Here is a 20,002-nt window from a genome sequence, read left to right as displayed (position 1 = left end):
GTGAATTTAGTGATGTCTTTATGGTATTAATCTGGTACACATCTGAGCACGACATCCTTCCCGCCTGGGGCTCAACGGGCTGCCCCTGTATGACAATAAAACGGTCGGAGGTGTACGTTGTTTAAACCACTGCATGACCAGTCTGACCAAATACATCCAATATGGCTATGGTTGGATCCGACAACCCGGTGCAATTTGTCATGTCGTCTTTGCTATACCAAGCAGAGCCATGGAAAATTGGATCTGGAACCTGATGATCTTGAACAAGTACTGATAAAACTGGCCACATCATCGACGATGGAGGTCAGGGGAATACACCTGAATTGGCGTGGTGAACCCTTGATGAATCCCCATTTCGCTGAATTGTTGGCGCTGACCCGGCGGCTTTTGCCCCACTCCCCACTCCAATGGCATACCAATGGTACGCTGCTCACACCCAAACGGGTTAAGGAAATTCTGGCGGTGCCGTATTCCCACACCATTTACGTGTCCATCGATGGCGGCAACCAGGCCAGCCATGATTTGAACCGGGGTGAGGGCACATTCCAGAAGACCCTGCGCGGCCTGCGCACCCTGTTGGACGCGCGGGGCCGGGACCATGGCCATGTCCGCGTGGGGGTGTACCAGATCGACCTCAACGAACCGCTTGAGGACTATGATCCGGAGTTTCTGGAGCTGGTGGCGCGGGTGGACAACCATGTGAAAGTCACGCCCCTGCTGCCGGGCGGCGCCCACCACAAGATCCGGGAGCTGGACGACCTGGAAAGTGACGAGGCGCTGCACCGGCGCATGTCGCAGGACATCAACCCGTCCTTGCCCGTGCCCACGGGCGCCTGCTTCTGGGCCGGCCACACCCTGTGCATGGCCCCGGATGGCGAGACGTCGATTTGCGTGATCAGCCATGGCGCCCAGGGCGTCGTCGGCAACCTGATGACGGAGACGGCGGAAACCGTGGTGGGTCGCGCCGTCGACTTCCGCCGCCGCATGGCGGAGGACGGACGGCAATCCATCCTGCTCTGTGCCGGCTGCCGCAAGCCGGAGGGTGAGATCCACGCCAAGCACACCGCCGCGTTGCGGCGTGCGGACGGGCGCGAGGCCGCCCGCCAATACGCCTGACGCCGGGATGACGCGCGGGCGTGATACAGTGAAGAACCTTTGGGGAAATCAGGGAGATTGATGAATGCAACCGATGTGGGCCATCGGCCTGATGACGGGCACGGTGCTGGACGGGATGATCGATATCGCGTGCATCCGCACGGATGGCGTCCATGTGTTCGACTTTGGCCCGTGGAAATTGGCGCCCTACCCCACGGACCTGCGCGGCCTCTTGGGGGAGGCCGTGGCCCAGGCGCTCATCTGGCGTTTCGAGGGTGCGGAGCCACCGATTTTCGCTGAGGCGGAACGGGCCCTGTCCCGCGCCCAGGCCGAGGCGGTGGCCCAGTTCCTGGCTGAGAACGGGATGCGGCCGGACGAGGTCGCGGCCGTCGGCTTCCATGGCCAGACGGTGCTGCACCGCGCGCCGGTTCCCGGCCGCTTCGGTGACACCCGCCAGCTGGGCGACGGTCAGCTGATGGCCGACATCCTGGGCATCGACGTCGTTTATGACTTCCGCACCGCCGACATGCGCGCGGGCGGCCACGGCGCGCCCCTGTCCGCCAGCTATCACGCCGCGCTGCTGAAGCGTGTCCACGCCGGGCCCGAGGTCGCGGCCCTGAACCTGGGCGGCGTGGGCAACGTCACCTGGTGGGACGGCAAGGACCATTTCGAGGCCTTCGACACCGGCCCGGCCAACGGCCCCATCAATGACTGGATCATGCGCCACGGGGCGGGTGAGATGGATGTGGATGGCGCCATCGCCCGGCGCGGCCGGGTGGATGAGGCGCGGCTGGCCCGCTTGCTGGATCACCCCTATCTGTCGGCGGAATATCCGAAGTCGCTGGACCGCTACGACTTCACCGCCGACATGGCCGACGGCCTGTCGCTGGAGGATGGCGCCGCCACCCTGACCGCCTTCACGGCGGGCACGGTGGGCCGCTCGCTGGACCTGTTGCCCACCCGCCCGACCAAGCTGATCGTCTGTGGCGGCGGGCGCAAGAACCCGGCCATCATGGCCGCCCTGGGCGAGCGCGCCAAGGTCGAGGCCGTGCCGGCCGAGGCGGTGGACTGGCGCGGCGACGCGGTGGAGGCGGAATGCTTCGCCTATCTCGCCGCCCGGGTGCTGGCCGGCCTGCCCATCAGCTTCCCCAAGACCACGGGCGTGAAGGCCCCCATGACGGGCGGCATCGTGGCGCGGCACAAGCGCGGGTGACGGGGCGGACCCATGACCGACCTGGCCGAACCCACCGTCTCCGCCGTTGCGGACATCGACGCCGTCGCCACGGCGCTGGAGGCGGAGTTCGCCGGGCTGGACGATTGGTCCGCCCGCCTGAAGCACCTGATGGACCTGGGCCGCGCCCTGGACGGCATCCCGCCGGACCAGCGGCGGGACCAGGATCAGGTGACCGGCTGCCAATCGCAGCTGTGGCTGGTCATCGAGCGGACGCCGGCGGCCCTGCGCATCCGGGCGGATTCCGACGCCCTGATCATGCGGGGCCTGCTGGCCCTGGTGCTGCGGCTGTACGACGGGCGGCCGCCGGCCGCGATCCTGGCCCACAGCCCGGCGGTGCTGGACCGGCTGGCCGTGGGCCGCAACCTGGCGCCCAGCCGGGCCAACGGCGTGCACCTGATCGTGAAGCGCATCCGTGAGGCCGCCGCGGCCTGAGTGACGAAGAAAACCGGAACAGGAGGCCTGGGTGATGTCGACCGTTCCCGATGAGGCCGGTTTCTACCGGCGCCAGGTGGTTCTGCCGGAGATCGGCCCCGCCGGCCAAGCCCGGCTGAAGGCCGCGCGCGTGCTGGTCATCGGTGCCGGCGGCCTGGGCTCGCCCCTGCTGATGTACCTGGCGGGGGCGGGGGTGGGCACGCTGGGCTTCGCCGATTTCGATTGTGTCGAGCCGTCCAACCTGCACCGCCAGATCTTGCACGGTGTCGACCGGCTGGACATGCCCAAGGTGCAGAGCGCCGCCCTGACGCTGGCCCGCATCAACCCGCATGTGCGGTTGGTGGAGCACGCGGTGCCGGTGAACGCGGAGAACGCGGACGACCTGGTGGCCGGGTATGACATCGTGGCCGACGGCAGCGACAACTTCGCCACCCGCGACGCGGTGCACGCCGCCTGCCGTCGGGCCGGCGTCGTCCTGGTCAGCGCCGCCGTGCAGCTGGCCGACGGCATCCTGACCACCTTCAAATCCCACCTGGGGGGACCGCACCCCTGCTTCCGCTGCCTCTATCCCGAGGTGCCGGAGATGGCGCCCAGCTGTTCGGAGATCGGCGTGCTGGGCCCGGCGGTGGGCGTCATGGGTGCCCTGCAGGCCATCGAGGTGATCAAGGAGATTCTGGGCGTGGCGCCCAGCCTGTCCGGCACGCTGGCGATGTACGACGCCTGGAGCTGCGAGGTGACCAAGGTGGAGCTGCCCCGGCGGGAGAATTGTCCCTGCTGCGGGGCGCCCCAGGATGTGCAGGTGGCTCAGCCGCCGGTGACCGGCGGGAACAGGACCACCTCGTCCGTCGCCGTCAGCGGGTGCGATTTCTCAACATAGCGGCGGTTGACGGTGTAGCGCAGGCTGCCCTGCGCGGTCGCGATTTCGGCCAGGGCCGGATGCCGCGACGACAGGTAATCGATCAGGTCGTTCACCGTTTCACAGTTCTGCGGCAAGTCTATCTGCTCCGATGCGGTGCCTGTCTTGGCACGAAGCCAGGAAAAATATGCGATGCGCATGGCTGCCTCCTGTTTCGGATACTATTTACCATCGGCGTGATGATTTCAATAACCTATCGCGTCTGGTCGTTATATAGAAAAAGGTGAGGGGACTATGCTGGGATCACTTGACGGTATTCGTGTTCTTGACATGACGCGATACATCGCCGGCCCGTTTTGTGGCCAGTTGATGGGCGACCTGGGCGCCGACGTGGTGAAGGTGGAACGCATCGACGGTGGCGAGGATGGCCGCCGCGTGGGTGAGGCCGTGGCTGGGGACACCTTGTTCTTCCTGTCCGCCAACCGTAACAAGCGCGGCTTCGCCGTCGATTTCCGCGACCCCGAGGGCCAGGCCCTCATCCGCCGCCTGGCGGCCAAGGCCGACATTCTGATCGAGAATTTCCGACCCGGCACGCTGGAGGGCATGGGCCTGGGCTGGGACGTGCTGAGCGCGGCCAACCCTGGCCTGGTCCTGGTGCGCGTCACCGGCTTCGGCCAGAAGGGGCCGCTGGCCCAGCACCCCTGTTTCGACGGCGCCGCCCAGGCCATCAGCGGCATCATGAGCATGACCGGTGCCCACGACGGGCCGCCCACCATGTCGGGCGTCTTCGTCTGCGACTACACCACCGCCCTTTATGCCACCATCGGCGCGTTGGCCGCCCTGCGGGCGCGGGAGAAGACGGGGCGCGGCCAGGTGGTGGAGGCCACGCTGATGGACAGCGGCCTGGCGCTGATGACCACGGCCATCCCGGAATATCTGCTGAACGGGGCGGAGCCGCCGCGCCTGGGCAATCGCGACCGTTATCTCTCGCCCTCCCACTGCTTCCGCAGCCGCGACGGTGTCTGGATCTACGTCGTGGCCGGGAACGACGCCCATTTCCCCCGCTTCGCCACCGCCATGGACATGCCGGGTTTGGTCCAGGACCCGCGCTTCGCCACCTTCGTGGCGCGCAACGCCAATGTCGGTTTGCTGGAAAGCATCATCAACGAATGGGCCCTGACCCAGGATGGCGAAACCATCCTGGCCCGCCTGCATGCGGCCGAGGTGCCGTGCGAGCGGGTGGCGACCATCGCCGATGTCGTCGCCAATCCCCAGGTGCTGGAACGTAAACAGATCATCGACGTGCCCCATCCCATCCTGGGCTCCGTCCCCTTCCAGGCGCCGGCGGTGCGGCTGTGGGACACACCGACCAGCGTGCGCCGCGGCGCCCCGGCAATCGGGGAGCACAGCGGGGATATCCTGCAGGAATGGCTGGGCGCGGATGAGGCGGAGGTCGAACGGCTGCGCGACCAGGGCACCATCTAAGCGGCGGTGTGGGCCGGGGAGGGGAGACGGGTGATGGATGGTACAGTGGCGACCCCGTATGACGTCGACCGCTTGCGCGCCGACTTCCCCATCCTGGCCTTGCGGGTCGACGGCGGGCCGCTGGTCTATCTGGACAACGCCGCCTCGGCGCAGAAGCCGCGCGCGGTGGTGGACCGCATGACCCAGGCCATCTACGCCGAATACGCCAATGTCCATCGCGGGTCCCACACCCTGGCCAACCGGGCGACGGACGGGTTCGAGCGGGCGCGGGACAGCGTGCGCGCCTTCCTGAACGCGGAAAGCGTGGAGGAGATCGTCTTCACCAAGTCGGCGACGGAGGCCATCAACCTGGTGGCCCGCGCCTTTGGCGAGGCCGTCATCCGGCCGGGGGATGAGATCGTGCTCTCGGTCATGGAGCATCACGCCAACATCATCCCCTGGCATTTCCTGCGTGAGCGTCATGGCGTCGTGCTGAAATGGGTGGATGTGGGCGAGGATGGCGGCCTGTCGCTGGACGCGGTGGAGCGGGCGCTGACACCCCGGACGCGGCTGGTGGCCATCACCCACATGTCCAACGTCCTGGGCACGGTGACGCCGCTGCGCGACATCGTGCGCCTAGCCCACGCCCGGGGCGTCCCCGTGCTGGCCGATGGCACACAGGGGGCCGTCCACCTGGGCGTGGACGTGCGCGACCTGGATGTCGATTTCTACGTCCTGACGGGGCACAAGCTTTATGGTCCCACCGGCATCGGCGCCCTCTATGGCAAGGCGGCGTGGCTGCGGCGGTTGCCGCCCGTGCTGGGCGGGGGGAGATGGTGCGCCAGGTGACGCGCGACACCGTCACCTACGCCGACCCGCCCCACCGGTTCGAGGCTGGAACGCCGCCCATCGTCGAGGCCATCGGCCTGGCGGCGGCGCTGGACTATCTGCGCGGCGTGGGCCCCGCCGCCATCGCCGCGCACGAGGCGGGCCTGCTGGCCCACGCGCAGCGGCGCCTGGCCGCCATTCCTTCGCTGCGCCTGATCGGCACGGCGGCGGGTAAGGGGCCCATCCTGGCCTTCACCCTGGCTGGCGCCCATCCCCTGGACGTGGCCACCATCCTCGACGGCTTCGGCGTCGCCGTGCGCGCCGGCACCCATTGCGCCCAGCCGCTGCTGGCCCGCTTCGGCGTCACCGCCACCTGCCGCGCCTCCTTCGCGCTGTACAACACGACGGCCGAGGTCGACCGCCTGGCCGACGCGCTGCTGGCCGCGCGGGACATGCTGGGCTGACCGGCGGCCGGTCGCTGGCAGTGGTATAGACCACTAGAGTCCATCCACCGGTGGTACCTCCTTCTCCCGGGCACGAAACTGTCGAGAATCCTGCTATTTCCTGCTGGTATGGTAGGAAAACTGCAACGAGGCGCTTGACGCTACCTGGCTTCGATTGGTATTAATTGGTCTGAGGCGTACCGCAAAGTGGTATGTCCGCGATCAAAAAAACAGGGGGGGCTTGGAGCATGCGGAACAAACATTGGCGTGCCGCGCTGGCGGCACCGTTGCTTTTCCTGCCGGCGCTGGCCGGCAACGCCTACGCGCAATCCGCCGCCACGGCCGGTGCCGAGCCGGCGGATTCCGGCCTGGAAGAAATCGTGGTGACGGGCACGCGCATTCCCCGGCCCAGCCTGACGGCGGCCAGCCCGGTGGCATCGACCTCGTCCGAGGACATCCGCCTGCAGCAGGCGCTGACCGTGCAGGATTTCTCGACCAAGCTGCCGCAGCTGGCGGGCGGTGTGCGCGCCTCCTCCCAGGGCAGCGACGCCTTCGGCGCCCAGGTCTTCGACCTGCGCAACTTCGGGCAGAGCCGGTCGCTGGTGCTGATCGACGGCACCCGCGCGACCCCCTTCAGCTTCCGCAACTCCGTCGACGTCGGCAGCATCCCGGTGGCACTGATCAAGCGGGTGGACGTGCTGACGGGCGGTGCTGCGGCGGTCTACGGCGCCGATGCCGTGGCCGGCGTGGTGAACTTCATCCTGGACCGTGATTTCGAGGGCATCGAGGGCACGGTCACCGACCGCAGCGCCCAGCATGGCGGTTCCGAATACGGCGCGGACCTGACCTTCGGCGGCAATATCAACAATGGCCGCGGCCACGTCGTCGTCGCCCTGAACTACACCAAGCGGGATGAGGTGGATTCGGGGTCGCGCAAATGGGCGCTGACCCCCGCCAGCACCATCCCCAACGTGGGCGGCGTCTTCACCGACGTGGCCAGCGGGCGCAAATTCGGCTTCGACAGCGGCGGCCAGTTCACCACCAGCCCGTCGGCCACCTCGAACATCAGCAGCGAATACCCGCTGATCGAGCCGCTGAACCGCTACAACGCCACAGCACTTTACCACTACGACCTGTTCGACAACGTCGAACTCTATGGCCGCGCCATGTACACCCGCGCGAAGACGGAGGAGTCGGGCACGCCCGGCCCCAATCCGCCGTCCATCGACCAGGTCGTTTCCATCAGCCAGAACAATCCCTTCCTGACGCCACAGATCGCCAACCAGCTGACTTTCGTCAACGGCACGGCGCAGATGCGCATCACCCGCTCGCTGGCGGAACTGGGCCTCATCACCTACCACACCGACCGCGAGACGGAGCAGATCCAGACCGGCCTGCGCGGCGACATCACCAAGAACATCAAGTGGGACGCCTATGTGCAGTACGGCCGTTCCACCGAGGACTCGCCCATCACCGGCGACGGCCTGGTCACCAGCGCCGCCGGCGTGAACAACGTCGCCTCGCTGGCCAACACCATCGATTTCTTCGGGCCCAACCAGTCCAGCGTGAAGCAGCTGGGCCTGACCTTTGACGCCTTCCACCGCACCCGCGACCAGCTGATCGGCTCTGGCGTGCTGAGCGGCACCTCGGCCGACCTGTTCTCCCTGCCGGCGGGCCCGGTGGGCTTCTCGCTGGGCTATGAGTACCGTAACGAGACCGGCAATTATACCCAGGATTCCGCCCTGCTGACGGGCAACACCTTCCGCCAGGGCGTGCAGGCCGCCTACAGCGGCAGCTTCGACGTGAAGGAAATCTACGGCGAGTTGCTGGTCCCGGTCCTGAAGGACCTGCCGCTGATCAAGGGCTTCGACATCGGCGGCGCCTACCGCTACTCAGAATACTCGCTGTGGGGGGCCGACGGCACGCCCAAGGGCGAATTCACCTGGACGGTGGATGACAACATCCGCTTCCGCGGCACCATGCAGCGCGTCATCCGCACGCCGAACTTCAGCGAATACGCCGCCGCCACCTCGTCCCTGCCGTTCAACAACCTGGTGACGGTGGCCCGCCTGGCCCCGCGCTATGCCGGCGATCCCTGCGTGCTGGGCACCGGCAACGCCGCCCAGTGCGCCCGCTTCGGCGCGCCGGCCGTGGGCTCCACCAACTCCTTCGCGCCGTCCTACCTGGAGGGCCAGTACTACTACGGCGGCAACGCCAATATTCAGCCGGAAACCGGCCAGACGAAGACCATCGGGGCGGTCATCACCCCCACCTTCATCCCCCACCTGAACGTCACGGTCGACTATTACCAGCTGAACCTGACCGGGGCGATCGGCGTGATCCAGCCGGTCAACGCCCTGACCAGCTGTTACATCACCAACCCGACGGCCAACAACCCGCTGTGCAAGCTGGTGTCGCGCAACCCGACCAATGGCCACCTGGCGAACGCCTACGTCAACAACCAGAACCTGGGCCTGCTGGACCAGAAGGGTTTCGACATCGGCATGACCTATTTCGTGGAGCCGGAATGGCTGCCCGGCGCGGGCCTCCAGTTCGCCTACCAGGCCAACATCGTCTCGACCTACCTGTTCCAGCCCAACGCCGCCGTGGCCACCCTGGAATGCGCCGGCACCTACGGCGCCACCTGCTCCAGCGACGGCACGACGCTGGTGCAGCCGGACTACCGCCACAACGCCAGCGTCAGCTGGCTGTTCGACGACGCCATGGTCCGCCTGGCCTGGACGCGCATCGGTTCGGTGCGCAACAGCGCCCCGGGGCAGAACGGCACCATCGCGGCGCAGAACTACTTCGACCTGACGGGCTCGTACAAGCTGACCAAGGACATATCGGTGTCCGGTGGCATCCAGAACATCCTGGACAAGGACCCACCCTTCGTCGCCGGTGGCGTGTTCAACACCTTCCCCGACACCTACAATGTCGAGGGTCGCGTGTTCTCCATCGCGCTGACGTTCCGCCAGTAAGGGGCCAGTAAGGGGAACGTGGCGGGCATCGCCGTCTGGCGGTGCCCGCCGGCGGCCGCAAATCGAAGGGTCCCCCCCGTGTCGAGGGGGCAAGGTGTTGGGGGTGGCATGAGTGGCGCTTTCTCGGGTCTGGACTGGGCGGTCGTGGGCCTGTATTTCCTGGCCATCGCCGGCGTGGGCTATGCCGTCAACCGGCAGGACAGCGGCGACGCCCGGGATTATTTCCTGGCGTCGGGACAGGTTCCGGCCTGGCTGGCCGCCATCTCGGTCCTGGCCACCACCCAGTCCGCCGCCACCTTCCTGGGCGGCCCCGACTTCGGCTATCGCGGCGATTTCACCTATCTCAGCACCTTCCTGGGCGCCTTCCTGGCGGTGGTGATCGTCGCCCACGTCTTCATCCCCCGCTTCTACGCCAACAACGTCACCACGGTGTATGAGCTACTGGGCCAGCGCTTCGGGCCGCCGGCCATGAAGGCGGCGGGCGGCATGTTCCTGGTGGGGCGCATCATCGCCGGCGGCGCCCGCCTGTACCTGGCGGCCATTGCCGTGGCCATGATCATCTTTGGCGAGGTCACGGCGGTCAATGTCTCGGTGGCGTCCGCCTTTCTCATCCTGGCGTCCTTCCTCTTCGCCTTCCATAAGGGGCTGAAGGCCATCGTCTGGATCGACCTGCTGCAGTTCATCGTCTATGTCGGTGCCGCCATCGGCATCACGCTGCTGCTGCTGCACCGCCTGGACATGCCGCTGGGCGACATGGTCCAGACCCTGTCGGCGGCCCCGGACGGGCGTGACAAGTTGCGCCTGTTCGATCTGACGGCCAGTCTCTCCGCCCCGTTCAGCCTGTGGGCGTCGCTGACCGGCATCGTGCTGCTGTTCATCGGCAACTACGCGCTGGACCAGGACACGACGCAGCGTCTGCTGGCCTGCCGCGACGCGCGCACCAGCGCCAAGGGCCTGTACCTGTCCATTGCCGCCGCCATCCCCATCGTCTGGCTGTTCATCGCCATCGGCAGCCTGCTCTACCTGTTCTATCGCGGGCCCGCGGCGGCCGGCGCCGGCCCGGCCCGCGCCTTCCAGGGCGAGGACATCACCGTCCTCATGCACTTCATCCTGACGGAGGCGCCGGCCGGCATCCGCGGCATGATGGCCATCGGCGTCATCGCCACGGCCGTGGGCACCACCATGTCGGCGCTGAACGCCATGTCGTCGGTGCTGATCCAGGATTTCTACCGCCCCTGGCACGCCGCCCGGCACCAGGCCGGTGAGCACCACTACGTCATGGCCGGACGCTTCGGCATGGCCGCGGTCAGCGCCGCCACCCTGGCCATGGCCATAGGCTCCTACTACTGGCAGCACTACACCCGGGCGCCGCTGCTGGACTTCGTGCTGTCGGTCATGAACTTCGCCTATGCCGGGCTGCTGGGCGTCTACTTCACCGCGCTGTTCACCAACCGGGGCTCCAGCGTCTCGGTCATGGTGGCGCTGGCCGGCGGCTTCGTCGTCGTGCTGGCGCTGCAGCCGGCCGTGGCGCGGGCCCTGTCCCTGCCGGCGGGCCTGCAGACCCTCGCCTTTCCGTGGCAGCTGTGCGTTGGAACGCTGGCCGCCTTCGCCCTATGCGCGTGCGGGCGCGCCGTCCGCCAGACGGATGGCGCCGCGCGGCGCGCGCGCCTTCAGGAGATTTGAATGTCCACCGAAACCTACGGCCGACGCTTCGTCGAGATCGCCGAATGGCCGACCAAGGTCGCGCTGGAGGCGATGTTGGAGGGCCAGCTCGCCGCCGTGTCCTCCGTCTACGGCCAGCTGGACCGCATCGCCGCCGCCAGCGAGGCGGCGGCCGACCGGCTGCGGGACGGCGGGCGCATCGTCTACATGGGCGCCGGCACCTCCGGCCGCATCGCCGTCCAGGACGGCGTGGAACTGACCCCCACCTACAATTGGCCGGCCGACCGCCTGGTGTTCGTGCTGGCCGGCGGCACCCTGGCCGTGACAGAAAGCGTGGAGGGGGCGGAGGATGACGAAGCCGACGCCCGCGCCCAGATCGCCACGGCGGCCCTGGGCCCCAACGATGTCGCCATCGGCGTGGCCGCCAGCGGTCGCACGCCCTTCACCGTCGCGGGCATCGCGGCGGCGCGGGCGGCCGGCGCCCTGACCATCGGCATCGCCAACAATCCCGGCAGCCTGCTGCTGAGCGCCAGCGACCACCCCATCCTGGCGGAGACGGGGGGCGAGCCCGTCGCCGGCTCCACCCGCATGAAGGCGGGCACGGCGCAGAAGGTGGTCCTTAACCTTTTATCCACGACAATGATGCTAAGATTAGGCTTGGTCTACCGTGGCCTGATGGTGGACATGCGTGTTTCCAACGAAAAGCTGGCGCGCCGTGCCTGCGGTATCGTACAGGAATTGACGGGTGCCTCCGAAGTAGAGGCGGAGGACGCGCTGAAGGTTTCCGACTATAACATCCGCAAGGCCGTCCTTGTCGCTTCGGGCCGTCCCCCGGCGGAGGCCGACGCACTCTTGTCGCTGTATCCCAAAGACCTGAAGTCGGCCTTGGCCCATGGCCCCCTTTAACGTGTAATTCTCCCCATTTTTCGACGTGTGATCCCAATGCGCGATAAACTGGCCCCCCAGCCCGACGACAGCACCCCCATCTATTTGCAGCTCGCGCGGAAACTGCGGGAACAGATCGCGTCGGGCGGCATCGACCCCGGCAACGCGCTGCCGTCGGAACGCAATCTCAGTGACCTGACCGGCATGTCGCGGGTGACGATCCGCAAGGCCATCGACAAGTTGATCGAGGAAGGGCTGCTGTTCCGCAAGCACGGGTCGGGCACCTTCGTGGCGCCCCGGATAGAGGCCCCGGCCTTCCTCAGCGGCTTCAGCGACGATGCCCGCCGGCGCGGCGACAAGCCCGGCGTCATCTGGATGATGAAGGCCTACGCCAGCCCCACGGAGGATGAGGCGGCGATGCTGGAGATCCCGGTGGTGACCAAGGTGGCGCGGCTGAGCCGCATCCGCCTGTCGGATGGGGAACCGCTGGCCATAGAGCATGCGGTGGTGCCGGCACGTTTCCTGCCGGCGCTGGAGGAACTGGGCGATTCCCTGTACGAGGCTCTCGGCACCCACGGTTATCGCCCGGTGAAGGGCCAGCAGCGCATCCGCGCCTCGCTCGCCACACCGACGGAGGCCGGCATCTTTTCGGTCAAGGAGAATGCCGAGGTCCTGCGCATCGAGCGTGTCACCCGCCTGGGCGACGGCACGCCGGTCGAATTCACCCGCTCGGCCTATCGCGGCGACCGCTATGAGTTCATGAGCGACCTGCGCTGCGAATGAGGGTCGTCCACCAATTTCTGCGGTGAATCCGGGACGCGGCTGACAGCCGCCAATACCGCATCACAAGCCATAACAGGCGCCGCATCCGCCTCTCGCTTACTGATTCCGCCGTGGGACCATCCTCTGCGGAAAAGGGAAGCGATCCATGAATTTCCCCCCGGCGACACGCCGACATTTCCTGGCCGCCACGGCGGCGGCCGGTGCCCTGGGCACCCTTCCCGGCGCGGTGCGGGCCGCCACGGGCGACGAGGCCATCCGCCCGTTCAAGGTCCAGATCCCGGATGAGGCGCTGGCCGAGATGAAGCGGCGCGTCAACGCCACCATCTGGCCCGAGGCCGAGACCGTGCCCGACGACAGCCAGGGGGTCCGGCTGGCGACCATGCAGTCGCTGCTGCGCACCTGGGGCACCGACTATGACTGGCGCAAGCTTGAGGCCAAGCTGAACGCCCTGCCCATGTTCATCACCCAGATCGATGGGCTGGACATCCACTTCATCCATGTGAGGTCCCGGCACCCCAAGGCCCTGCCCATGATCATGACCCATGGCTGGCCGGGCTCCATCCTGGAATTCCTGAAGGTCATCGACCCGCTGACCAACCCCACGGCCCATGGCGGCAGCGCCGACGACGCCTTCCACCTGGTCATCCCCTCCATCCCCGGCTTCGGCTTTTCGGGCAAGCCCTCGGCCAAGGGCTGGGGCTCCGATCATGTCGGCCGCGCCTGGGGCACGCTGATGCGCCGCCTGGGCTATGAGCGCTACGTTTCGCAGGGCGGTGACTGCGGTTCCGTCATTTCGCAGCGCATGGCCCTGCAGAACGTCCCCGGCCTGATGGCCATCCACCTCAACATGCCGGGCACGGTGCCCAAGGAGATCGCGGCCATCCTGAAGGCCGGCGGCCCGGCCCCGGCGTCGCTCACGCCCCAGGAACGGGCGGCGTTCGACGCGCTGGAAACCTTTTACCGCGACAGCTCCGGCTACGCCGACATGATGGTCACGCGGCCGCAGACCATCGGCTATTCCCTGCTGGACAGCCCGGCCGGTCTGGCCGCCTGGATGTACGACAAGTTCGCCACCTGGACCTACAGCGGCGGCCAGCCGGAACGCGTGCTGACGCGGGAGGAGATGCTGGACGACATCTCGCTCTACTGGCTGACCCGCACCGGTGCCTCGGCCGCGCGCATCTACTGGGAAGACCACTCCAACAACTTCAACGCCATCGACATCAAGACGCTGCCGGTCGCCGTCACCGTCTTCCCCGGTGAGATTTACCGCGCGCCCAAGACCTGGGCGGACCGCTGCTACCACAACCTGGTCTATTTCAGCGAGGCCAATAACGGCGGCCATTTCGCCTCTTGGGAACAGCCCGAGCTGTTCACGGCCGAGGTGCGCGCCGCCTTCCGCGCGCTGCGCTGACCGACCCTCTCCCTTTCAAGGAAATGATCATGAAGAAGCTCTTCACCGCCGCCGCCGCGGTGGCGTTGCTGACGGCCGGCGCCGCCGCCGCCGAGACGGCCGCCAAACCCGCGAAGCCCACCATCGTCCTGGTGCACGGCGCCTTTGCCGACGCGTCCAGCTGGAACGGCGTCATCCGCATCCTGGAAAAGGACGGCTATCCGGTGGTGGCCGCCGCCAACCCCTTGCGCGGCGTGAAAAGCGACGCCGCCGCCGTGGCCGACGTGGTGGCCAGCATCCCGGGATCGGTGGTGCTGGTCGGCCATTCCTACGGTGGCTCCGTCATCAGCGAAGCCGCCAACGGCGAGGCCAACGTGCAGTCCCTGGTGTTCGTCGCCGCCTTCGCGCCCGAAGCGGGGGAGACGGCGGCCGGCCTCAGCGGCAAGTTCCCCGGCAGCACGCTGGCCCCCACCCTGGCCCCGGCCGTGACGCTGTCGGATGGCGGCAAGGACCTCTACATCCAGCAGGAACGGTTTCCCGACCAGTTCGCCGCCGACGTGCCGGCGGCGGAGGCCAAGCTGATGGCCGCGACGCAACGGCCCATCGCCCAGGCGGCGCTGGGCGAGGCGTCGGGCGAGGGCGCCTGGCGGCACGTCCCGTCCTGGTTCGTCTATGGCGACAAGGACAAGAACATCCCGCCGCAGGCCCTGGCCTTCATGGCGGAACGGGCGCATTCGCACGGCACGGTGGTGGTCAAGGGCGGGTCGCATGTCGTGATGGTGTCGCATCCCGACGCCGTCGCCGCCCTGATCGAGAAGGCCGCCGCCAGTCCGGCGCCCTGATCGCAGGAAAGGGGAAGGCCCATGTACCGCATCGACACCGTCTACATCGGCGGCGCGTTCCAGCCGGCCCATGGCCGCGAGGAACTGCTGTTGCTCAACCCCACGACCGAAGCGCCCATGGGCGTTCTGGTCCTGGCGGACGAGGAGGATACCCGGCGGGCGGTGGCCAGCGCCGCCGGGGCCTTCCCCAGCTGGTCCCGCAGCGGCCGGCAGGAACGCATCGACCTGCTGAACGCCTTGGCGGAGGCGGTGCGCCGCCGCGTCGACGACCTGACCGAGGCCACCATCCTGGAATATGGCGGGCCCATCGAGCAGGCGCGCTGGCGCGCCGGGCTGGCGGCCAACAACTTCCTGGCCGCCGCCACGCTGCTGGAGGACTACGCCTTCACCCGCCGCATCAATGAGGTGGATGTGGTGGCCCAGGCGGTGGGCGTGGCCGCGCACATCGTGCCCTGGAACAGCGTCTACAACGCCATCAGCGTGAAGATGGCGGGGGCGCTGGCCGCCGGCTGCCCGGTGGTGGTCAAGCCCAGCGAGTACAGCGCCTGGCAGGTGCGGCTGTTCACCGAATGCCTACACGCGGCCGGCGCACCGGCCGGCGTCATCAACGTCGTCAATGGCCGGGGCGTGGTGGCGGGCCAGGCCTTGGCCGCCCATCCGGAGGTCCGCAAGATCTCCTTCACCGGATCCACGCCCGTGGGCAAATCCATCCTGCGCACGGCGGCGGAGCGCATGGCCCGGGTGACCCTGGAATTGGGCGGCAAATCACCCACCATCGTCATGGACGACGCCGACCTGGCCAAGGCGGCGGCGCTGGCCCTGTCCATCGGCTTCGCCAACAATGGCCAGGCCTGCATCGCCGGCACCCGCATCCTGGTGCCCGGCGCCCGGGTGGACGCCTTTTGCGAGGCGCTGCGGGTGGCGGTCCGGGACGTGGTGCCCGGCGACCCACGGATCGCCCGCACCATCCTGGGTCCCCTGGTGAACCATCGCCAATACGACCGCGTCCAGGCCTATATCCGCAAGGGGCTGGAGGAGGGGGCGCGGCTTGTCACCGGCGGCCCCGGCCGGCCGGAAGGCTTCACGCGCGGCTATTTCGTCCAACCCACCATCTTCGCCGACGTGACCAACGACATGACCATCGCGCGGGAGGAAATCTTCGGCCCCGTGCTGTGCGTCATCGCCTATGACGATGACGACCACGCCGTGGCCATCGCCAACGACACGCCCTACGGCTTGCACGCCTATGTCATCGGCCAGGACATGGGGCGGGCGCGGGCCATCGCCGACCGCATCGACGCCGGCCGGGTCGCGATCAACGGCCTGACCCATGAGCCCCTGGCCCCCTTCGGCGGCTTCAAGCAGTCCGGCGTGGGGCGGGAATACGGCGTCTTCGGCATCGAGGCGCATCTGGAGCTGAAAGCCGTCATCGGCGCGACACGCTCATAAGGTCTCACGACGCATAACGGGCCTGCCCGGCACCGATCGCTATCCTGAACCCTGACGAAAACGCAACGCGGGTGGGACGGGACGCCCCCCGCCGGATCAAAGGTGATTGGTCATGAACCTCACGAACCCCTTCGACAAGATCGACCAGCGGCGGCGTCAGCTGCTGGGCGCCAGCGCCGCGGCGGCCGTGGCCGCCACCTTCGGCGCCACCCTGGGGACAGCCGAGCCCGCCCGCGCGGCGACCACCCCGGCCGCGGCCAAGCCGGCAGGCGGCGGGGCCGATCCCTTCGCGTCGCTGAAGCGGATCGACGCCGGGCCCCTGACCGTGGGCTATGCCGACATTGGGCCCGCCGACGGCAAGCCGGTGCTGCTGTTCCACGGCTGGCCCTATGACATCCATGCCTTCGCCGAGGTGGCGCCCAAGCTGGCCGCCGCCGGCTATCGCGTGATCGTGCCCCACCTGCGGGGCTATGGAACGACGCGCCTGCGCGATCCCAACGCGATGCGCAATGGCGAGCAGGCGGCCCTGGCCGTGGACGCCATCGCCTTCATGGACGCGCTGAACATCCGCCAGGCGGTGGTCGCCGGTTTCGATTGGGGGGCCCGCACGGTCAACATCCTGGCCGCCCTGTGGCCGGAGCGGTGCCGGGCCATGGTGTCGGTCAGCGGCTATCTCATCGGCAGTCAGGCGGCGGGCAAGGCCCCGTTGCCGCCGGCGGCGGAGCTGCAGTGGTGGTACCAGTTCTATTTCGCCACCGAACGCGGCCGGGCCGGCTATGCCGCCAACACCCATGAATTTTCCAAGCTGATCTGGCGCCTGGCGTCGCCGAAGTGGGGCTTCGACGACGCCACCTTCGACCGCTCGGCCGCGTCGTTCGACAACCCCGACCATGTCGGCATCGTCGTCCACAACTACCGTTGGCGCCTGGGTCTGGCGGAGGGCGAGGCGCAGTTCGACGAGCTGGAGAAGCGGCTGGCCCAGGCGCCGGCCATCGGCGTCCCCACCATCACCATGGAAGGCGACGCCAACGGCGCCCCGCATCCGGAGCCTGCGGCCTACGCCAAGAAGTTCACCGGCAAGTACGCCCATCGCCTGGTGACCGGCGGCATCGGCCACAACCTGCCGCAGGAGGCGCCCGATGACTTCGTCCGCGCCGTCATCGACGCCGACAGGATGTAAGGGGGCGTCATGCGACTGTTCACAAGCGCGCTACTGGCGGCCGGCGCCTCGGTCGCCACGGCGCTGGTGCCGGCGATGGCGTCCGACACCGCGACCCAGCCCAAGGCCGCATCCCCCATCTACGGCGTGACCATCCCCGAGGGATATCGCGCCTGGCAACTGGTGGCGCCGGCGCAGGAGGCGGCGCCGTTGGATGAGCTGCGCGCCATCGTGGGCAACACCACGGCCATCAAGGCCTACCAGGCGGGGACCCTGCCGTTTCCGGACGGCACCATCCTGGTGAAGCTGGCGTGGAAGCATACCCAGTCGCCGGAATTCGCCACCGCCTCCGTCCCCGGGGCGGCGACCACGGTGCAAATCATGGTCAAGGACAGCAAGCGCTACGCCGCCACCGGCGGCTGGGGTTTCGGCCGCTTCGTCAACGGCAAGCCGGCCGACCAGGCCCAGCATGAGACCTGCTGGGGGTGCCACCAGGCGCTGGTGGCCGACCGGGACTATGTCTTCACCCGGTACGCGCCCTGATCCGGCCGCGCCCTCGAATTTAAGGACAGCTCATGACCACGCATAATGCGGCGTCGGCCCTGGACCCCACATGGATCGACCGGGTGCGGGCGGCGGAGGATGGCTGGAACCTGCGCGATCTCGACGCCGTGGTCCTCAGCCACCGCATAGACTGCCACTGGCGCAGCCGCGCCGACTTCCTGTGGGGGCGGGAGCAGATCCGGACCTTCATCACCCGAAAATGGCGACGCGAGATCGAGATGCGGACCATCAAGGAACTGTGGGCCTCGCATGGCGCCCGCGTCGCCGTCCGCTTCGCCAGCGAGTTCCGCAACGACAGCGGCACCTGGTTCCGCGCCTACGGCAACGAGGCGTGGCAATATGACGAAACCGGCCTGATCTGCCGCCGCCTGACCAGCGTGAACGAGCACCCGATCCAGGAACACGAACGCATGCTGCGCTGGCGCCTGGGTGCCCGGCCCGCCGACCACGCCTCGCTGTCCGAACTGGGGCTGTAAGCCTCCGGACCTGCCGTCCTAGCGTTCCACCGCCATGCTCCTCAGCTCCCGCCCACGTGTCTCGGGCAGCAGGAAGGCGGCCACCACCACCAGGGCGTAGGCGGCGGTGGCGTACAGGCCGATGGCGTGGCGCAGCCCCAGGCCCAGGATGCCGCCGCCGATCAGCAAGGGCGTGGTGCCGGCCATGCCCCGCCCGAAATTATAACAGAAGCCCAGGCCGGACCCGCGCAGCGCCGTCGGGTACAGTTCCGCCAGGACGGCGCCGATGACGCTGAACATGCCCAGCGCGAAGAAGCCCAGCGGAAAGCTTAACAGCAGCAGCGCGTGGTCGGGCACGGGGTAAAGCGTGCAGGCCTGCAGCAGCACGGTGGCCCCCAGGGCGAAACCGGCCAGCGTCTCTCGCCGGCCCTTGCGGTCGCCCAGCCAGGCGCCGAAGGCGTAGCCCAGGAAGGACCCGGCCACCAGCGCGCCGAAATACAGGCTGGCGGTGCCGGTGGAAAACCCCCGTTCCGCCTTCAGCATGGCCGGCCACCAGGTGGCGATGGCCCAATAGCCGCCGTGCATGCCGGTGGTCAGCAGGCAGCCCTTGAGGGTGGAGGACAGGACCGGGGCGGAGAAGATGCCGTTCCAGGCCGCCCCGTCGCATGATTGCGGGAAGGCGTCGCGTGATTGCAGGAAGGCCTCGGTCTCGCCCAGGCGCCTGCGGTAAAAAAACACAAGAAGCGCGGGCGGCAGCCCGATCATGAAGGGCGCCCGCCATCCCCAGTCCGGCGGCAGCAGCGCGGGGATCAGGGTGGCGCTGGCGGCGGCCAGGCCCCAGCCCACCGGCCAGGCGCTCTGCGCGGCCCCCACCATGCGACCCCGGAACTCAGGGGCCGCGGCCTCCGCCACCAGGACGGCGCCCACCGTCCATTCGCTGCCGAAGCATAACCCCTGGAACGCCCGCGCGGCCAGGAAGGACGCATAACCGTCGACCAGGCCGCAAAAGCAGGTGGCGATGGCCAGGCCCAGGATGGTGATCTTCAACAGCCGGACGCGGCCCAGCCGGTCGGCCAGCGCCCCCGCGATCCAACCACCGGCGGCGGAAGAGACCAGCGTGACCGTGGCCAGCAGACCGGCCTGCGCATGGGTCAAATTCCACAAGGCCACCAGGATGGGCAGCATGAAGGCGTACAGCTGCACATCCATGGCATCCAGGCTGAACCCCGCGAACGAGGTCCAGAACACCCGGCGGGAATTGGTTCCCAATTTACAATACCAGTTCGTGCGCATCGCTGAGACTGACCATGTTCCGGGCTCGCTGTATAGGGGCGGCCGGTTCGAATTCATATGTCTCACAAGGTCTAACGCGCTCTAACTTGCGGGGAATGGATGAACGCACCACACACTTGTCCTTGTGGTCCGCGCGTCTCCGAACGGGGCCTGCCCACCGTGGCCTTGGCGATGGCTTGTGACT

At 67.9% G+C, this 20,002-nt stretch carries 17 protein-coding genes and 1 pseudogene; 16 read left to right on the top strand and 2 right to left on the bottom strand.

What is annotated here, in order from left to right; genetic code table 11:
• Nucleotides 1-117: 117 nt before the first annotated feature.
• From UAJ10_RS06095 to UAJ10_RS06080, 4 genes are all read left to right on the top strand, one after another.
• Complete coding sequence (locus UAJ10_RS06095) at nt 118-1,116, top strand: radical SAM protein (RefSeq protein ID WP_322914460.1); 999 nt, start codon at nt 118-120, stop codon at nt 1,114-1,116.
• A gap of 73 nt (nt 1,117-1,189) precedes the next feature.
• Nucleotides 1,190-2,308: an anhydro-N-acetylmuramic acid kinase gene (locus UAJ10_RS06090; RefSeq protein ID WP_322914506.1), complete on the top strand. Its 1,119-nt coding sequence runs from the start codon at nt 1,190-1,192 to the stop codon at nt 2,306-2,308.
• 12 nt (nt 2,309-2,320) lie between these two features.
• On the top strand, nt 2,321-2,761 hold the full coding sequence (locus UAJ10_RS06085; RefSeq protein WP_322914459.1) for a SufE family protein: 441 nt from the start codon (nt 2,321-2,323) through the stop codon (nt 2,759-2,761).
• Between the two features lie 34 nt (nt 2,762-2,795).
• The gene (locus UAJ10_RS06080) at nt 2,796-3,638 is read left to right on the top strand and encodes a HesA/MoeB/ThiF family protein (RefSeq protein ID WP_322914458.1); all 843 of its coding nucleotides are present in this window, start codon (nt 2,796-2,798) and stop codon (nt 3,636-3,638) included.
• Here the strand turns inward: UAJ10_RS06080 and moaD are convergent.
• Nucleotides 3,566-3,817: a molybdopterin converting factor subunit 1 gene (gene moaD / locus UAJ10_RS06075; protein WP_322914457.1), complete on the bottom strand. Its 252-nt coding sequence runs from the start codon at nt 3,815-3,817 to the stop codon at nt 3,566-3,568. The two genes, UAJ10_RS06080 and moaD, sit on opposite strands and share 73 nt — an antisense overlap.
• Before the next feature lie 94 nt (nt 3,818-3,911).
• On the opposite strand from moaD, the gene UAJ10_RS06070 reads away from it, so the two are divergent.
• From UAJ10_RS06070 to UAJ10_RS06015, 12 genes and pseudogenes are all read left to right on the top strand, one after another.
• On the top strand, nt 3,912-5,102 hold the full coding sequence (locus UAJ10_RS06070; protein ID WP_322914456.1) for a CaiB/BaiF CoA transferase family protein: 1,191 nt from the start codon (nt 3,912-3,914) through the stop codon (nt 5,100-5,102).
• Between the two features lie 33 nt (nt 5,103-5,135).
• Nucleotides 5,136-6,373, top strand: a pseudogene (locus UAJ10_RS06065) (cysteine desulfurase).
• 227 nt (nt 6,374-6,600) lie between these two features.
• Nucleotides 6,601-9,333 carry a TonB-dependent receptor plug domain-containing protein gene (locus UAJ10_RS06060; protein ID WP_322914455.1) on the top strand — a complete coding sequence of 911 codons (2,733 nt, stop codon included), beginning with the start codon at nt 6,601-6,603 and terminating at the stop codon, nt 9,331-9,333.
• 108 nt (nt 9,334-9,441) lie between these two features.
• Nucleotides 9,442-11,016, top strand: a complete 1,575-nt coding sequence (locus tag UAJ10_RS06055; protein WP_322914454.1) for a sodium:solute symporter family transporter — start codon at nt 9,442-9,444, stop codon at nt 11,014-11,016.
• On the top strand, nt 11,017-11,901 hold the full coding sequence (locus UAJ10_RS06050) for an N-acetylmuramic acid 6-phosphate etherase (RefSeq protein ID WP_322914453.1): 885 nt from the start codon (nt 11,017-11,019) through the stop codon (nt 11,899-11,901).
• Nucleotides 11,902-11,937: 36 nt separating this feature from the next.
• Nucleotides 11,938-12,663, top strand: coding sequence for a GntR family transcriptional regulator (locus tag UAJ10_RS06045; protein ID WP_322914452.1), 726 nt, complete (start codon nt 11,938-11,940; stop codon nt 12,661-12,663).
• A gap of 145 nt (nt 12,664-12,808) precedes the next feature.
• On the top strand, nt 12,809-14,077 hold the full coding sequence (locus UAJ10_RS06040; RefSeq protein ID WP_322914451.1) for an epoxide hydrolase family protein: 1,269 nt from the start codon (nt 12,809-12,811) through the stop codon (nt 14,075-14,077).
• Nucleotides 14,078-14,106: 29 nt separating this feature from the next.
• Nucleotides 14,107-14,898, top strand: a complete 792-nt coding sequence (locus UAJ10_RS06035; protein ID WP_322914450.1) for an alpha/beta fold hydrolase — start codon at nt 14,107-14,109, stop codon at nt 14,896-14,898.
• 21 nt (nt 14,899-14,919) lie between these two features.
• Nucleotides 14,920-16,347 carry an aldehyde dehydrogenase family protein gene (locus tag UAJ10_RS06030; RefSeq protein WP_322914449.1) on the top strand — a complete coding sequence of 476 codons (1,428 nt, stop codon included), beginning with the start codon at nt 14,920-14,922 and terminating at the stop codon, nt 16,345-16,347.
• A gap of 112 nt (nt 16,348-16,459) precedes the next feature.
• The gene (locus UAJ10_RS06025; protein WP_322914448.1) at nt 16,460-17,527 is read left to right on the top strand and encodes an alpha/beta fold hydrolase; all 1,068 of its coding nucleotides are present in this window, start codon (nt 16,460-16,462) and stop codon (nt 17,525-17,527) included.
• Between the two features lie 9 nt (nt 17,528-17,536).
• Nucleotides 17,537-18,049, top strand: coding sequence for a cytochrome P460 family protein (locus UAJ10_RS06020; RefSeq protein WP_322914447.1), 513 nt, complete (start codon nt 17,537-17,539; stop codon nt 18,047-18,049).
• 32 nt (nt 18,050-18,081) lie between these two features.
• Nucleotides 18,082-18,546 (top strand): DUF1348 family protein, encoded by a 465-nt coding sequence (locus UAJ10_RS06015; protein WP_322914446.1) that lies wholly within the window; start codon nt 18,082-18,084, stop codon nt 18,544-18,546.
• Between the two features lie 18 nt (nt 18,547-18,564).
• Here the strand turns inward: UAJ10_RS06015 and UAJ10_RS06010 are convergent, their stop codons facing one another.
• Entirely contained in the window at nt 18,565-19,794 is a 1,230-nt protein-coding gene (locus tag UAJ10_RS06010) for an MFS transporter (RefSeq protein WP_322914445.1), read from the bottom strand.
• Nucleotides 19,795-20,002: the final 208 nt, after the last annotated feature.

The organism is Nitrospirillum guaranorum (assembly GCF_034653275.1).
Classification (GTDB): domain Bacteria; phylum Pseudomonadota; class Alphaproteobacteria; order Azospirillales; family Azospirillaceae; genus Nitrospirillum.
This window is presented reverse-complemented; position numbering and strand designations above follow the sequence as displayed.

What these genes read in the sequence shown, in the direction of transcription:
- UAJ10_RS06090 (WP_322914506.1), top strand. Translation starts at nt 1,190, where the DNA reads ATGTGGGCCATCGGCCTGATGACGGGCACGGTGCTGGACGGGATGATC.
- UAJ10_RS06085 (WP_322914459.1), top strand. Translation starts at nt 2,321, where the DNA reads ATGACCGACCTGGCCGAACCCACCGTCTCCGCCGTTGCGGACATCGAC.
- UAJ10_RS06080 (WP_322914458.1), top strand. Translation starts at nt 2,796, where the DNA reads ATGTCGACCGTTCCCGATGAGGCCGGTTTCTACCGGCGCCAGGTGGTT.
- moaD (WP_322914457.1), bottom strand. Translation starts at nt 3,817, where the DNA reads ATGCGCATCGCATATTTTTCCTGGCTTCGTGCCAAGACAGGCACCGCA.
- UAJ10_RS06070 (WP_322914456.1), top strand. Translation starts at nt 3,912, where the DNA reads ATGCTGGGATCACTTGACGGTATTCGTGTTCTTGACATGACGCGATAC.
- UAJ10_RS06060 (WP_322914455.1), top strand. Translation starts at nt 6,601, where the DNA reads ATGCGGAACAAACATTGGCGTGCCGCGCTGGCGGCACCGTTGCTTTTC.
- UAJ10_RS06055 (WP_322914454.1), top strand. Translation starts at nt 9,442, where the DNA reads ATGAGTGGCGCTTTCTCGGGTCTGGACTGGGCGGTCGTGGGCCTGTAT.
- UAJ10_RS06050 (WP_322914453.1), top strand. Translation starts at nt 11,017, where the DNA reads ATGTCCACCGAAACCTACGGCCGACGCTTCGTCGAGATCGCCGAATGG.
- UAJ10_RS06045 (WP_322914452.1), top strand. Translation starts at nt 11,938, where the DNA reads ATGCGCGATAAACTGGCCCCCCAGCCCGACGACAGCACCCCCATCTAT.
- UAJ10_RS06040 (WP_322914451.1), top strand. Translation starts at nt 12,809, where the DNA reads ATGAATTTCCCCCCGGCGACACGCCGACATTTCCTGGCCGCCACGGCG.
- UAJ10_RS06035 (WP_322914450.1), top strand. Translation starts at nt 14,107, where the DNA reads ATGAAGAAGCTCTTCACCGCCGCCGCCGCGGTGGCGTTGCTGACGGCC.
- UAJ10_RS06030 (WP_322914449.1), top strand. Translation starts at nt 14,920, where the DNA reads ATGTACCGCATCGACACCGTCTACATCGGCGGCGCGTTCCAGCCGGCC.
- UAJ10_RS06025 (WP_322914448.1), top strand. Translation starts at nt 16,460, where the DNA reads ATGAACCTCACGAACCCCTTCGACAAGATCGACCAGCGGCGGCGTCAG.
- UAJ10_RS06020 (WP_322914447.1), top strand. Translation starts at nt 17,537, where the DNA reads ATGCGACTGTTCACAAGCGCGCTACTGGCGGCCGGCGCCTCGGTCGCC.
- UAJ10_RS06015 (WP_322914446.1), top strand. Translation starts at nt 18,082, where the DNA reads ATGACCACGCATAATGCGGCGTCGGCCCTGGACCCCACATGGATCGAC.